13 protein-coding genes are annotated in these 12,422 nt (G+C 70.0%); 5 read left to right on the forward strand and 8 right to left on the reverse strand.

Annotated elements, in window-relative coordinates; translation table 11 throughout:
• The first annotated feature begins 120 nt into the window (after positions 1 to 120).
• Positions 121 to 1,077, forward strand: coding sequence for a M48 family metallopeptidase (locus tag J2Y58_RS07445; RefSeq protein ID WP_310100881.1), 957 nt, complete (start codon positions 121 to 123; stop codon positions 1,075 to 1,077).
• A 6-nt stretch (positions 1,078 to 1,083) separates the two neighbouring features.
• Here J2Y58_RS07445 and hemA read toward each other — a convergent pair whose 3' ends face one another.
• Together hemA and murI are read right to left on the reverse strand one after the other, a co-directional pair.
• Positions 1,084 to 2,328, reverse strand: coding sequence for a 5-aminolevulinate synthase (gene hemA, locus J2Y58_RS07450; RefSeq protein ID WP_310100884.1), 1,245 nt, complete (start codon positions 2,326 to 2,328; stop codon positions 1,084 to 1,086).
• A gap of 94 nt (positions 2,329 to 2,422) precedes the next feature.
• A complete protein-coding gene (gene murI, locus J2Y58_RS07455; RefSeq protein WP_310100888.1) occupies positions 2,423 to 3,253 on the reverse strand; it encodes a glutamate racemase in 831 nt (276 codons plus the stop codon).
• A gap of 137 nt (positions 3,254 to 3,390) precedes the next feature.
• Between murI and plsY the strand changes: the two genes are divergently transcribed.
• Genes plsY through topA form a run of 4 tightly spaced genes read left to right on the forward strand, consistent with a single transcriptional unit; the run spans position 3,391 to position 8,352 of the window.
• Positions 3,391 to 3,984, forward strand: a complete 594-nt coding sequence (plsY, locus tag J2Y58_RS07460) for a glycerol-3-phosphate 1-O-acyltransferase PlsY (RefSeq protein WP_405053082.1) — start codon at positions 3,391 to 3,393, stop codon at positions 3,982 to 3,984.
• Positions 3,977 to 5,056 (forward strand): DNA-processing protein DprA, encoded by a 1,080-nt coding sequence (gene dprA / locus J2Y58_RS07465; RefSeq protein WP_310100891.1) that lies wholly within the window; start codon positions 3,977 to 3,979, stop codon positions 5,054 to 5,056. The genes plsY and dprA overlap by 8 nt, the downstream gene beginning before the upstream one ends.
• Complete coding sequence (locus J2Y58_RS07470) at positions 5,046 to 5,747, forward strand: hypothetical protein (protein ID WP_310100895.1); 702 nt, start codon at positions 5,046 to 5,048, stop codon at positions 5,745 to 5,747. Before dprA ends, J2Y58_RS07470 begins: the two co-directional genes overlap by 11 nt.
• Before the next feature lie 19 nt (positions 5,748 to 5,766).
• Positions 5,767 to 8,352, forward strand: a complete 2,586-nt coding sequence (topA, locus tag J2Y58_RS07475; RefSeq protein WP_310100896.1) for a type I DNA topoisomerase — start codon at positions 5,767 to 5,769, stop codon at positions 8,350 to 8,352.
• A 33-nt stretch (positions 8,353 to 8,385) separates the two neighbouring features.
• Here the strand turns inward: topA and queA are convergent, their stop codons facing one another.
• The 6 genes from queA to J2Y58_RS07505 form a co-directional block, all read right to left on the reverse strand.
• Positions 8,386 to 9,411 carry a tRNA preQ1(34) S-adenosylmethionine ribosyltransferase-isomerase QueA gene (gene queA, locus J2Y58_RS07480; protein ID WP_310100899.1) on the reverse strand — a complete coding sequence of 342 codons (1,026 nt, stop codon included), beginning with the start codon at positions 9,409 to 9,411 and terminating at the stop codon, positions 8,386 to 8,388.
• A gap of 18 nt (positions 9,412 to 9,429) precedes the next feature.
• Positions 9,430 to 10,101, reverse strand: coding sequence for a peptidylprolyl isomerase (locus J2Y58_RS07485; RefSeq protein ID WP_310100902.1), 672 nt, complete (start codon positions 10,099 to 10,101; stop codon positions 9,430 to 9,432).
• A gap of 212 nt (positions 10,102 to 10,313) precedes the next feature.
• Positions 10,314 to 10,814 (reverse strand): pantetheine-phosphate adenylyltransferase, encoded by a 501-nt coding sequence (gene coaD, locus J2Y58_RS07490; protein ID WP_310100906.1) that lies wholly within the window; start codon positions 10,812 to 10,814, stop codon positions 10,314 to 10,316.
• Between the two features lie 18 nt (positions 10,815 to 10,832).
• Positions 10,833 to 11,741: a farnesyl diphosphate synthase gene (locus J2Y58_RS07495; RefSeq protein ID WP_310100909.1), complete on the reverse strand. Its 909-nt coding sequence runs from the start codon at positions 11,739 to 11,741 to the stop codon at positions 10,833 to 10,835.
• The gene (locus tag J2Y58_RS07500; RefSeq protein ID WP_310100912.1) at positions 11,738 to 11,977 is read right to left on the reverse strand and encodes an exodeoxyribonuclease VII small subunit; all 240 of its coding nucleotides are present in this window, start codon (positions 11,975 to 11,977) and stop codon (positions 11,738 to 11,740) included. The genes J2Y58_RS07495 and J2Y58_RS07500 overlap by 4 nt, the downstream gene beginning before the upstream one ends.
• A 62-nt stretch (positions 11,978 to 12,039) precedes the next feature.
• The gene (locus J2Y58_RS07505) at positions 12,040 to 12,330 is read right to left on the reverse strand and encodes a hypothetical protein (RefSeq protein ID WP_310100915.1); all 291 of its coding nucleotides are present in this window, start codon (positions 12,328 to 12,330) and stop codon (positions 12,040 to 12,042) included.
• Positions 12,331 to 12,422 lie beyond the last annotated feature (92 nt).

The following is a 12,422-nucleotide window of genomic DNA, read 5'->3' on the forward strand; positions in this document are numbered from 1 at the left end:
CAACACCCCCGCCGTGCCGCGACCGTTGTTGCCACCGCCGCGCGACACCCTGTACGGTCGAACGCGACGCCGCCGGACCGCTCCGCCGCGCGTTGCACCTGCCACACCGAGTGCCTGCGTATGTTGTTCCGCCTGTTCGCCGCCCCGGTTGCCGTCCTGCTGACGCTGGCCGCGCTGCCCGCCGCCGCCGCGCCCAGCCTTCTGGAGGTCGATCAGCGGCTGGCGGCGATCGCCTGGCGGCTCACCACCGCCAACGTTGCGCTGTGCCGCGAGCGGCAGCCGGTGATCGGCGCCACGCTCCACGCCGCCGACCAATATCCGCCCGCACTGCGCGATGCCTTCCCCACCCCGGTCGCGGTCGAGCTGGTGGTGCCGGGCACGCCCGCGGCGACCGCCGGCGTGGCGGCGAACGACGGGGTGGTGGCGATCGACGGTCGCGCGCTGCCCGCCCCTGCCGCGGGCGACGCGCTGACCAGCGCCACCCGCGACGCGGCGCAGGCACGGATCGCGGCGCGCGCGCCCGACGCGCCGCTCCCGCTGACGCTGCGTCGCGACGGCGCGGACCGGCAGGTGACGGTGCACCCGCGCGCCGGGTGCCGGGTCGAGTTCGAAGTGCTGACGGGCGGCAAGCTGGGCGCCTCGTCGGACGGGCGCGTGGTGCAGGTGGGCGGGGCGCTGTTCACCCGCTTCGGCGACGATCAGATCGCGGTCGTCGTCGCGCACGAACTCGCGCATGCGATCCTGCGCCACCGCGTCCGGCTGGAGGCGGCGGGGGTCAAATGGGGGCTGCTGTCCGAGTTCGGCCGCAACGCGCGGCTGTTCCGCCATACCGAGACCGAGGCCGACCTGCTCGGCGCGTATCTGCTGCGCAACGCCGGCTGGGATCCGCAGCTGGCGGTCACCTTCTGGCGCGAATACGGCAGCAGGATCGACGGCGGCATGTTCCACAGCCGCACGCACCCGTCGTCAAAGGACCGCGCCAACGCGATCGCCGCGGAACTGGCGACGATGCCGCCGAACGCGCCGCTACCTTATCTGCCGCCGCTGCTCGAACAACGCGACGCGCCGCTCCGGTAACCCCGCTCAAGCGGCGATTCGCAGCTCCAGCCGGTCCCAGATCTCGACCAGCGCATCGACCAGCTCGCGCATCATCGCCTCGCTGTGCGCCGGGCCGGGCGTGAAGCGCAGCCGTTCGGCGCCGCGCGGCACGGTCGGGTAATTGATCGGCTGCACGTACACGCCGTATTCGGCGAGCAGGATGTCGCTGATCTTCTTGGCCTTTACCGGATCGCCGACCATCACCGGCACGATATGCGTCTCGCCCGCCATCACCGGCAGCCCGGCGTCCGACAGCATCGCCTTCAGCGTCGCGGCCGCCGCCTGCTGCCCGTCGCGCTCGGCGCTCGACTGCTTCAGGTGCCGCACGCTCGCCAGCACGCCAGCGACCAGCACCGGTGACAGCGAGGTGGTGAAGATGAACCCCGGTGCATACGACCGGATCACGTCGACGATCGTGCGGTCGGCCGCGATATAGCCGCCCATCACCCCGAACGCCTTGCCCAGCGTCCCCTCGATGATCGTCAGCCGATCGGCCACCCCGTCGCGCTCCGAGATGCCGCCGCCGCGCGCGCCATACATGCCGACCGCATGGACCTCGTCCAGATAGGTCAGCGCGTTGTACTTGTCGGCCAGATCGCAGATCGCCGCGACCGGCGCCACGTCGCCTTCCATCGAATAGACGCTCTCGAACGCGATCAGCTTGGGTGCCGCAGGATCGTCGGCCGCCAGCAGTTCCTCGAGATGTGCCAGGTCGTTGTGCCGGAACACGCGCTTCTCGCATCCCGAATTGCGGATCCCCGCGATCATCGAGGCATGGTTCAGCTCGTCCGAATAGATGATGCACCCCGGCAGCACCTTGGCGAGCGTCGACAGCGTCGCCTCGTTGGAGACATAGCCCGAGGTGAACAAGAGCGCCGCCTGCTTGCCGTGCAGATCGGCCAGCTCGCCCTCCAGGTCGATGTGATAATGCGTGTTGCCGCCGATGTTGCGCGTACCGCCCGAGCCGGCGCCGACGTCGTGGAGCGCTTCCTCCATCGCCGCGATCACCTTTGGGTGCTGGCCCATCGCGAGATAATCGTTCGAGCACCAGACGGTGATCGGCTTCGGGCCGTTGTGCCCGGCGAAGCAGCGCGCATTGGGGAACATCCCCTTGTTGCGGAGAATGTCGATGAACACGCGATACCGACCCTCGGCGTGCAGCCGGTCGATCGCCTGGGTGAACACGCGCGAATAATCGACGCCGCGCGCTTCGATGCTCTCCGTCTTCATGACCCGCCGATTACTCCCGATGGACCACGAAGGCCAGCGCAGAACCGCACTCTCTATAATCGAAAAGGGTGGACAAATTGCCCTACCCGCCGCCTCACAGCGCCTCCGCCGCCACGAAGCCCCGCGCCGCGAGCGCGTCGGCGATGCGCCGCTCGCGCTCGCCCAGCCGCGTGAAGACCAGCCGATGCGCGGGCGCCGCAACCGGCCACGCGTGTCCCTGGGTCAGATAGGCGATGCGCCGCGCGATCCCCGCGCCGCCGTCGACGAAGCGCACCTGCGGCGCGACCGTGGCCATCTCGCGCTCCAGAAGCGGAAAGTGCGTACAGGCGTTCACGATCACGTCGATCCGCCCCCCCCCCGGTTGCGCGAACAGCCCGCCCAGCTCGGCGGCGATCGCGTCCGGCGCCGGCGCGGTGCCCGCCAGCTTCGCCTCCGCCAGCTCGACCAGCGCCGCCGAGCCGTGGCGGAGCACCGTGCAATCACCCGCGAAGCGCGCCGCCAGATCGTCGACATAGGGCTGGCGCACCGTCGCCTCGGTGCCGAGCACGCCGATCACGCGCGTTTCGCTCATCGCCGCAGCGGGCTTGATGGCGGGCACCGTACCCACGACCGGCACGTCGAGCGCGGCCCGCACCGCCGGCAGCGCGATCGTCGAGGCGGTGTTGCAGGCGATCACGACCAGGCGCGGCCGATAGCGCTCGACCAGCCGCCCGAGCAGCGCGGGCACCCGCGCCGCAATCTCCGCCTCGCTGCGCGTGCCGTAGGGGAAGCCGGCCGAATCGGCGGCGTAGACGATCGGCGCCGTCGGCAGCAGTTCGCGCGTCGGCGCCACCACCGACAGCCCGCCCACGCCGGAATCGAAGAACAGGATCGGCGCGGCGTCCGTCACGGCGTCCGTGACGGCGGGGGTCATGGCGGGGGTCATGGCGCCGCCTACGCCGGATCGGTCGTATCGGGCAACGCTGCCCGGTGGCGTACCCGAAATGTTTCGGCTAAGGAGCGGCGAAACAGGGGGACGCGACGCTGCCGACCGAGATCATCTGGATACCGCCGGTGGCGGCCTTGCTGATCGGCTACCTGCTGGGGTCGATCCCGTTCGGGGTGGTGCTGACGCGCATGACCGGCGCGGGCGACCTGCGCACGATCGGTTCGGGCAACATCGGCGCCACCAACGTGCTGCGCACCGGGCGCAAGGGACTGGCGGCGGCGACCCTGCTGCTCGATCTCGCGAAGGGGCTGGTCGCGGTGCTGCTGGTCGCATGGATCTGGCCGGACGAGGCGCCGCTGGCGGCGGCGGGCGCGCTGATCGGGCATTGCTATCCGGTCTGGCTGCGCTTCCGCGGCGGCAAGGGCGTGGCGACGCTGATGGGCATCGCGCTGGGGCTCGGCTGGCAGGTCGGGCTGGTGTTTGCGGTCATCTGGCTCGGACTGCTCGCGATCGCGCGCATCTCCTCGCTGGCCGGGATGGCGGCGGCGATCAGCACGCCGGTGACCGCCGCGGTGCTCGGCCGTTTCGACATCGTGCCGCTGTTGATGGCGCTGGCGGCGATCGTGCTGTGGAAGCACCGCGCCAATATCGCGCGGCTGGTCGACGGCACCGAGCCGCGCGTCGGCGGCGCGAAGCCCGTCGCGGCCGACGATTCCGCGAGTGGATGACGCCGGCGCACGGCTGCGGCTGATCCGCACGCCGTCGATCGGCCCGGTCGGCTACCGGCAATTGCTCGCGCGGTTCGGCAGCGCCGCGGTGGCGCTCGATGCGCTCCCTGATCTTGCGAGACGCGGCGGCGGGCGCGTGCCCGAGCCGCCATCGATCGCCGCGGTGGATCGCGAGCGGCGGCTGGTCGAGGCGCTTGGCGCGCGGCTGCTGTTCCTCGGCGACCCCGACTATCCCGCGCTGCTCGCCGAGATCGACAATGCGCCCGCGGTGTTGACGGCGCGCGGCGACCTGTCGCTGGCGCGGCGCACGCCGGTCGCGCTGGTCGGCGCGCGCAACGCCTCGGCCGCCGCCTGCCGCTTCGCGCGCAGCCTCGCGCACGACCTGGCCGTCGACGGGGCGACCGTCATCTCGGGCCTGGCGCGCGGGATCGACACCGCCGCGCACGAGGGCGCGTGCAACACGACCATCGCGGTCATCGCCGGCGGGATCGACGTCGCCTACCCGCCGGAGAACGCCGCCTTGCAGGAGCGGATCGCCGCGGAGGCGCTGTTGATCGCCGAGATGCCGCCCGGCACCGAGCCGCGCGCGCGCCACTTCCCGCACCGCAACCGCATCATCGCCGGGCTGGCGCTGGGGACGCTGGTGGTAGAGGCCGCGCCGCGATCGGACTCGCTCATCACCGCGCGGCTGGCGGGCGAGCAGGGGCGCGAGGTGATGGCGGTGCCCGGTCACCCGTCCGATCCGCGCGCACAGGGCTGCAACACGCTGATCCGCGACGGCGCGACGCTGATCCAGACCGCCGCCGACGTGCTGGAACAGATTCGCCCGATCGACGCCCGCGCCGCCGTCCGCGCGCCCGCCGGCGGGTGGGGCGCACCGCCGCCGGAGGACGCGAGCGACGCCGAGCGCGCACGCATCGAACGGCTGCTCGGCCCGGTCCCGGTCGCGGTCGACGAGCTGGTCCGCCAGGCCGATTGCGCGCCTGCGGTGGTGCAGATGGTGCTGCTGGAGATGGAGCTGGCCGGACGGCTGGAGCGTCATGCCGGGGGAAGGGTGAGCCATGCCGGGTGAGATCGTGACGATCGGGGCGATCCTGAAACGGACGGCGGCCGTCGTCCGCGGCGACCGCAGCACCTTCGTGTCCCTTCTCGTCATCGACGCAGTTTTTTCGGTCGCCTTTGCGGTGGTGCCGGGCAGCGGCTGGCTCCTCGGCCTCTGTTCGACGGTGGCCGATATCTATCTCTCATTGATCGCGACGATCTGTGTTCTAGAACGTCTCGACCTGACGCCGTCTCAGCGATCGCCGCTGCCGTCGCCTGGCCGTGTCGCCGCGGCGACGCTGCTGTTCGTCCTGGTCGCGCTGCCGGTCTTGATCGGATTTCTCCTGCTCATCGTACCGGGCTTGCTGCTCGCCGCGATGTGGTGCCTGGCGCTACCGGTTCTCGTCGCCGAACGACTTCAGGTGCTTCAGGCGATGCAGCGCAGCTGGCGACTTGCCGAGCCACGCTCGGACGTGGTGATCGGGCTGATCGTGCTGACATGGTTGCCGCTGCTGGTCGCCATGCTGCTGGACTGGGCGGTACTGACGCCGCTGCTGGGCCAGCCGATTGGCGATGCCGTCACCAACATCGTCGGCGCGGCGCTCACGATCCTCGGTGCTGCGCTTTGGGCGGTCGCCTATGCCGCCTGCCGCGCAGAGGAAGACGCCGCCGCCGACTTGACGCCCCCCGCCGACCCCCGCCACCCTCGCGCGTACACGTAAGGCTACCCACCTAAGGCATATGCAGCTCGTCATCGTCGAATCGCCGGCCAAGGCCAAAACCATCGAGAAGTATCTCGGTTCGGACTATCGCGTGCTCGCCAGCTACGGGCACGTCCGCGACCTTCCGCCGCGCGACGGCTCGGTGAACCCCGACGAGGGGTTCGCGATGGAGTGGGAAAACTACGCCGACAAGACCAAGCAGCTCAAGGCGATCGCCGACGCCGCCAAGACCGCCGACCGCCTGATCCTGGCCACCGACCCCGATCGCGAGGGCGAGGCGATCTCGTGGCACGTGCAAGAGGTGCTCGCCAAGCGCAAGGCGCTGCCCAAGGACGTGCAGCGCGTCACCTTCAACGCGATCACCAAACAGGCGGTGACGCAGGCGATGCAGGCGCCGCGCGATCTCGATACCGACCTGATCGACGCGTACCGGGCGCGGCGCGCGCTCGACTATCTCGTCGGCTTCACGCTGTCGCCGGTGCTGTGGCGCAAGCTGCCCGGCGCAAAGTCGGCCGGGCGCGTCCAGTCGGTCGCGCTGCGGCTGATCGTCGACCGCGAGCGCGAGATCGAGGCGTTCCGGGCGCAGGAATATTGGTCGATCACCGCGGCCATGGAGCAGGACGGAATGCCGTTTTCCGCGCGGCTGGTGCAATGGCAGGGCAAGAAGCTCGACCGCCTGTCGATCGGTGCCGAGGGCGACGCACTGAAGGCGAAGGCCGATGTCGAGGCCGGCAATTTCTCGGTCCAGTCGGTCGAGACCAAGCCCGCGACGCGCAACCCGCCGCCGCCCTTCACCACCTCGACGCTCCAGCAGGAGGCGGCGCGCAAGCTCGGTTTCTCCGCCGACCATACGATGCGAATCGCGCAGCAGCTCTACGAGGACGGCGCGATCACCTATATGCGGACCGACGGCGTGCAGATGGACGGCAGCGCCATCTCCGCCGCGCGGGCCGCGATCGCCGATCGCTATGACGGCGGCTATGTGCCGGACAAGCCGCGGCAGTACCAGACCAAGGCCAAGAACGCGCAGGAAGCGCACGAGGCGATCCGCCCGACCGACTTCTCAAAGGACCGCGTCGGCGGCGGCGACCATGCGCGCCTGTACGATCTGGTCTGGAAGCGCGCGCTCGCGTCGCAGATGGCCTCCGCGCGGATGGAGCGTACCACGATCGAGCTGGCGGACGGCACCGGGCGCAACCTGCTGCGCGCCACCGGGCAAGTGGTGCTCTTCCCCGGCTATCTCGCGCTCTACGAAGAGGGGCAGGACGACAAGGGTTTTCGTGGCGGCTCTGCCCAACAGGGCGACGCCGAGGACGAAGACGCCAAGCGCCTGCCGCGGATGCGCGAGGGCGACAGCCCGGCCAAGAAGGACATCGTCGCCGAGCAGCATTTCACGCAGCCGCCGCCGCGCTTCTCGGAAGCGTCGCTGGTCAAGCGGATGGAGGAACTGGGGATCGGTCGTCCGTCGACCTACGCCTCGATCATCAAGACGCTCAAGGATCGCGCCTATGTGCGGGTCGAGAAGAACCGCTTCTTCGCCGAGGAGAGCGGGCGGCTGGTGACGGCGTTCCTCGAGCGGTTCTTCGAGAAGTACGTCGGCTTCGACTATACCGCCGGGCTGGAAGAGGAGCTGGACGACGTGTCCGGCGGCCGCGCGCAATGGCAGGCGGTGCTCGAGGCGTTCTGGCGCGATTTCAAGCCGCGCACCGCCGAGGTGATGGAGCAGAAGCCGAGCGAGGTCACCGCCGCGCTCGACCAGTTCCTCGCGCCGTACCTTTTCCCCGAAAAAGCCGATGGCAGCGATCCGCGGCTGTGCCCGGCGTGCCATGCCGGGCAGCTGGCGCTGCGCGGCGGCAAGTTCGGGGCGTTCATCGCGTGCAGCAACTATCCCGAGTGCAAGTACACGCGTCGCTTCGCGCAGGGCGGCGACGCCGCGGCCGAGGACACCGGCCCCGAGCAGCTCGGCCACGATCCCGAGACGGGGCTGCCGGTCGAGCGCAAGAGCGGGCGTTTCGGCCCGTACATCCAGCTCGGCGAGGGCAAGGAGGCGAAGCGCGCGTCGATCCCGAAGGACATCGGCGACCTCGATCTGGAGATGGCGCTGCGTCTGTTGCATCTTCCACGTACGGTCGGGCAACATCCGGAAACCGGGCAGCCCATCACCGCCAGCATCGGGCGCTACGGGCCGTACCTGTTGCACGACGGCAAATATGCGCGACTTTCGTCGACCGCCGAGGTGTTCGAAACCGGCATGAATGCCGCGGTGGTCAAGCTCGCCGAGGCGGCGGCGGGCGGCGGTCGCCCCGCGCGCGGCGCGGCGCGCGCCCCGCTCAAGGTGCTCGGCGCCCATCCGCGCACCGAGGCGGAGCTGAAGCTGATGGAGGGACGCTACGGCCCCTATGTCACCGACGGCACGACCAACGCGACGCTGCCCAAGACGATCGCCCCCGACCAGCTGACGCTGGAGGAAGCCGCGCAACTGATCGACGACCGCGCCGCCGCCGCGCCCGCCAAGCCGAAGAAGAAGGCCCCGGCCAAGAAGGCCGCTGCGAAAAAGCCGGCTGCCAAGAAGGCGCCAGCGAAGAAGACCGCCAAGAAGGAATGAGCCCCTCCCCCTCCGGGGAAGGGCTCGAGACCCTCACGGCAACAGCAGCGACGCGTCGCCGTAGGAATAGAAGCGATATTCCTGCGCGATCGCATGCGCATACGCCGCCTGCATCCGCTCCAGCCCCATCAGCGCCGACACCAGCATGAACAGCGTCGATCGCGGCAGGTGGAAATTGGTCATCAGCCCGTCGATGCCGCGAAAGCGATAGCCCGGCGTGATGAAGATTGAGGTATCCCCCTCGAACGGCTGGATCATACCGTCCGCGTCGGTCGCGCTCTCGATCAGCCGTAGCGAGGTGGTGCCGACCGCGATCACGCGTCCGCCGCGCCCGCGCACCGCGTTCAACCGCGCGGCGGTCGCGGCATCGATGCGGCCCCATTCGGCGTGCATCCGGTGGTCGGCGGTGTCCTCCGCCTTGACCGGCAGGAACGTGCCCGCGCCGACGTGCAGCGTCAGCGTCGCATGATCGACGCCCGCCTGCGCAAGTGACGCCAGCAGCGCGGGCGTGAAGTGCAACGCGGCGGTCGGGGCGGCGACGGCGCCGGGTTCGGCCGCGAACATCGTCTGGTAATCATCCGCATCGCGCGCATCGGTGTCGCGCTTGCCCGCGATATACGGCGGCAGCGGCATCCGCCCGGCACGCTCCAGCAGCAACTCGACCGGCTCGTCACCGGCGAACTCCAGCGCCCAGCTGCCGTCCTCGCCGCGGTCGTGCGCGGTCGCGGTCACGCCGTGGCCGAAGTCGATCGCGTCGCCGTCGCGCAGCCGCCGCGCGTTGCGCACGAACGCGCGCCACCGCCTTGCCCCCTCACGCTTGTGGAGCGTCGCGCCGATCGCCGCCACGCCGCGCGTCCCCTCCAGCTGCGCCGGGATCACGCGCGTGTCGTTGAAGACCAGCAGGTCGCCGCTGCGCAGCTGCGCCGGCAGGTCGGACACGATCCGGTCCGCCAGCCCCTCGGGCGTGACCACCAGCATCCGTGCGGCATCGCGCGGCGCGGCCGGGCGCAGCGCGATCCGCTCGGGCGGCAGCGCGAAGTCGAACAGGTCGACGTTCATGCGATCAGCGGCGGGGCTTCAGCGGCGGACTGGGCGCTTCTTGGGCGCCGGAGCCGGCGCGGTCGCCCCTGGCAGCGTCGGAAGCGTCGCGGGCAGGGCCGGCGCCGCGGCGGCCGGTTGCGGCTGGTAGGCCGGGGGATTGTCGGATGCGATGTAGGCGTGGACGATGCGCGACGGGTTCTGCGGCGGCTCGCCCTTCTCGATCGCGTCGACGTAATTCATGCCCGACAGCACGCGCCCGAACACGGTGTATTTCTTGTCGAGCTGGAAACGCGGTTGCAGCACGATGTAGAACTGGCTGTTCGCGCTGTCCTCCTTCTCGGCGCGCGCGGCGGCCACCGCACCGCGGACGTGCGGCAGATAGTTGAACTCGGCCGGCAGGTCGGGAAGCGTGCTGCCGCCGGTCCCGTCACCCTTGGGATCGCCACCCTGCGCCATGAAGCCGTCGATGACGCGGTGGAACGTCAGCCCGTCGTAGAAATGCTGGCGGGTGAGCGTCTTGATCCGATCGACCATCTTGGGCGCGACGTCGGGGCGCAATGCCACCTCCACCCGGCCGCCGGTCGAGAGATCGAGCACCCAGATGTTGGTCTTGTCCGATAGCGGCGGTGCGGGCAACCGCTCCTGCGCGGCACCGGGCTGGGACACGATCGCGGCAAGCGCGGCGGCGAGAAGGGCGAACGGGCGCATCGGGTCTTTCGGATCAGGTCGTGAGGTCAGCGCGGCGTTAGACCAAAAAGCCGCTTGCGCCAAACTGAACGCGCGGGGCCTCCACGTCCGTCATCCCCGCGGAGGCGGGGATCCGGACGCGCAGGTCCGCGCAAGTGTCGAGACGTCATAGGTTCTGGATTCCCGCCTGCGCGGGAATGACGGGAAAAGGGGTGCGACCGGCGAAGGAAGCCTCAGCTCCCGCGCCGCCCGTCCCGCTCGACCCGCGCCACCACCTCCGCACACACCGCGGGGCTGACGAACTTGCCGATGTGGCCGCCGAACACCGCGATCTCCTTGACCAGCCGCGAGGCGATCGGTTGCAGGCCGACGTCGGCCATCAGAAAGACCGTCTCGATCCGGTCGTTCAGCTGCTGGTTCATCCCCGCCATCTGATATTCGTATTCGAAGTCGGCGACCGCGCGCAGCCCGCGGACGATCATCGTCGCCCCTTCCCGCTCGGCGAAGTCCATCAGCAGCGAATCGAACGACACCACGCGGATGTCGCCGCCGATCGCATCCACCTCTCGCTCGACCATCGCCATGCGTTCGGGCAGCGTGAACATCGGCGACTTGCCCGGATTGGTGGTCACCCCCACCACCAGCCGATCGACCAGCTTCGCACCGCGCCGGATGATGTCCATATGCCCCAGCGTGATCGGATCGAAGGTGCCGGGATAGACGCCGATACGCATGGGAGACCCTTTCCGGCGTCAGCCGCGGCGGTCGATGACGAAGCGCGCGATCGCGCGCAGCAGGTCGGCCTCCGTGCCGTAGCTGCGCAGATGATCGATCGCCTGGTCGACCAGCATCCGCGACTGCTGCCGCGCGCGATCGACGCCGAGCAGCGAAACGAACGTTTCCTTGCCCTGTTCGCCGTCCTTGCGCAGCTTCTTGCCCGCCAGCTGCTCGTCGCCTTCGACGTCGAGCAGGTCGTCGACGATCTGGAAAGCGAGGCCCAGATCGTGGGCGTAGCCGCGCAAATGCCGCCGTCCCTCGGGTGCGACGCGGCCGAGGATCGCGCCGCCTTCGACCGCGGCGCCGATCAGCGCGCCGGTCTTCATCTGCTGGAGCCGGGTGACGGTGTTGAGGTCGAAGCGGGTGCCGTCCGCCTTCAGGTCCATCGCCTGCCCGCCCGCCATCCCCGACGGCCCAGAGGCGCGCGCGAGATCGGCGATCAGCTCGGCGCGGACGAACGGGTCGGCGTGCGTCGCGGGATCGGCGAGCACCTCGAAGGCGAGCGCATGGAGGCAGTCGCCCGCCAGGATCGCGGTCGCCTCGTCGAACGCCTTGTGGACGGTCGCCTTGCCGTGGCGCAGGTCGTCATTGTCCATCGCCGGCAGATCGTCGTGGATCAGCGAATAGACGTGGATCGCCTCCAGCGCGGTCGCCACGCGCCCCGCCGCGTCGCGCGACACGTCGAACAGCCGCGCGGTGGCGAAGACGAGCAACGGGCGCAGCCGCTTGCCGCCGCCGATCGTGGCGTGGCGCATCGCCCGGTACAATTCGGCGCGCGGGTCGTTCGGGATCGGCAACAGCGCGTCGAAGCGCCGGTCCATTTCCGCCGACACTTCCTTCAGCGCCGCCTTGAGCTGCGGCGAGGCGTTGGCGGCGACGTTCATCCGGCGGCGAACGGCTCGGTGTCGGTCGGCTTGCCATCCGCACCGGTTCGGATCGCCTCGATACGCGCCTGCGCGGCGTCGAGCCGGTCGGCGCAGCGCTGCCGCAGGACGCTGCCGCGCTCGTACAGGCGGATCGCCTCCTCCAGCGGGGTGTCCCCGGATTCGAGCCGCGCGACGATCTCCTCGAGCTCGCGCAGACCGGCTTCGAAGGACAGCGTCTCGGTCGAATTCTCCATGACCGGGCTATGCGCCGGGCGCACGCAGGCGGTCAAGAAGATGCCGCAGGTTAGCCCGACGATCAGGCCGCGCGGCGCTGCATCCCGCCGAGCAGGTCGCGGGCCGCGCGCTGTGCGGTCGCGATCTCGCGCGCGGTCATGTCCTCGGCGATATCGGTGCGGGCGCCGGCGGCCGCATCGTTGCCGCGCGCGGCCGACAGGTTGAACCACATATGCGCCGCGATCAGGTCCAGCGCGGCACCCGACGTGCCGGTGGAATAGGCGACGCCCAGTTCATAGGCGGCATCGGCGTCGCCGCGGGTCGCCTCGGCAGTACGGCGGGCCAGTAAGGCGGTATCGAAATCGGTTACCATCGGATCACCCCTCAATCCTTCAATGTGAGGAGGGGTGTGCACCGATTCGGCTCACCAAATGGTTAAAGCAGCGATCATCAAAATCATTCCAT

The sequence above is a fragment of the Sphingomonas sp. BE138 genome, assembly GCF_031456125.1.
Lineage (GTDB): Bacteria > Pseudomonadota > Alphaproteobacteria > Sphingomonadales > Sphingomonadaceae > Sphingomonas.

What these genes read in the sequence shown, in the direction of transcription:
- J2Y58_RS07445 (WP_310100881.1), top strand. Translation starts at nt 121, where the DNA reads ATGTTGTTCCGCCTGTTCGCCGCCCCGGTTGCCGTCCTGCTGACGCTG.
- hemA (WP_310100884.1), bottom strand. Translation starts at nt 2,328, where the DNA reads ATGAAGACGGAGAGCATCGAAGCGCGCGGCGTCGATTATTCGCGCGTG.
- murI (WP_310100888.1), bottom strand. Translation starts at nt 3,253, where the DNA reads ATGACCCCCGCCATGACCCCCGCCGTCACGGACGCCGTGACGGACGCC.
- J2Y58_RS07470 (WP_310100895.1), top strand. Translation starts at nt 5,046, where the DNA reads ATGCCGGGTGAGATCGTGACGATCGGGGCGATCCTGAAACGGACGGCG.
- topA (WP_310100896.1), top strand. Translation starts at nt 5,767, where the DNA reads ATGCAGCTCGTCATCGTCGAATCGCCGGCCAAGGCCAAAACCATCGAG.
- queA (WP_310100899.1), bottom strand. Translation starts at nt 9,411, where the DNA reads ATGAACGTCGACCTGTTCGACTTCGCGCTGCCGCCCGAGCGGATCGCG.
- J2Y58_RS07485 (WP_310100902.1), bottom strand. Translation starts at nt 10,101, where the DNA reads ATGCGCCCGTTCGCCCTTCTCGCCGCCGCGCTTGCCGCGATCGTGTCC.
- coaD (WP_310100906.1), bottom strand. Translation starts at nt 10,814, where the DNA reads ATGCGTATCGGCGTCTATCCCGGCACCTTCGATCCGATCACGCTGGGG.
- J2Y58_RS07495 (WP_310100909.1), bottom strand. Translation starts at nt 11,741, where the DNA reads ATGAACGTCGCCGCCAACGCCTCGCCGCAGCTCAAGGCGGCGCTGAAG.
- J2Y58_RS07500 (WP_310100912.1), bottom strand. Translation starts at nt 11,977, where the DNA reads ATGGAGAATTCGACCGAGACGCTGTCCTTCGAAGCCGGTCTGCGCGAG.
- J2Y58_RS07505 (WP_310100915.1), bottom strand. Translation starts at nt 12,330, where the DNA reads ATGGTAACCGATTTCGATACCGCCTTACTGGCCCGCCGTACTGCCGAG.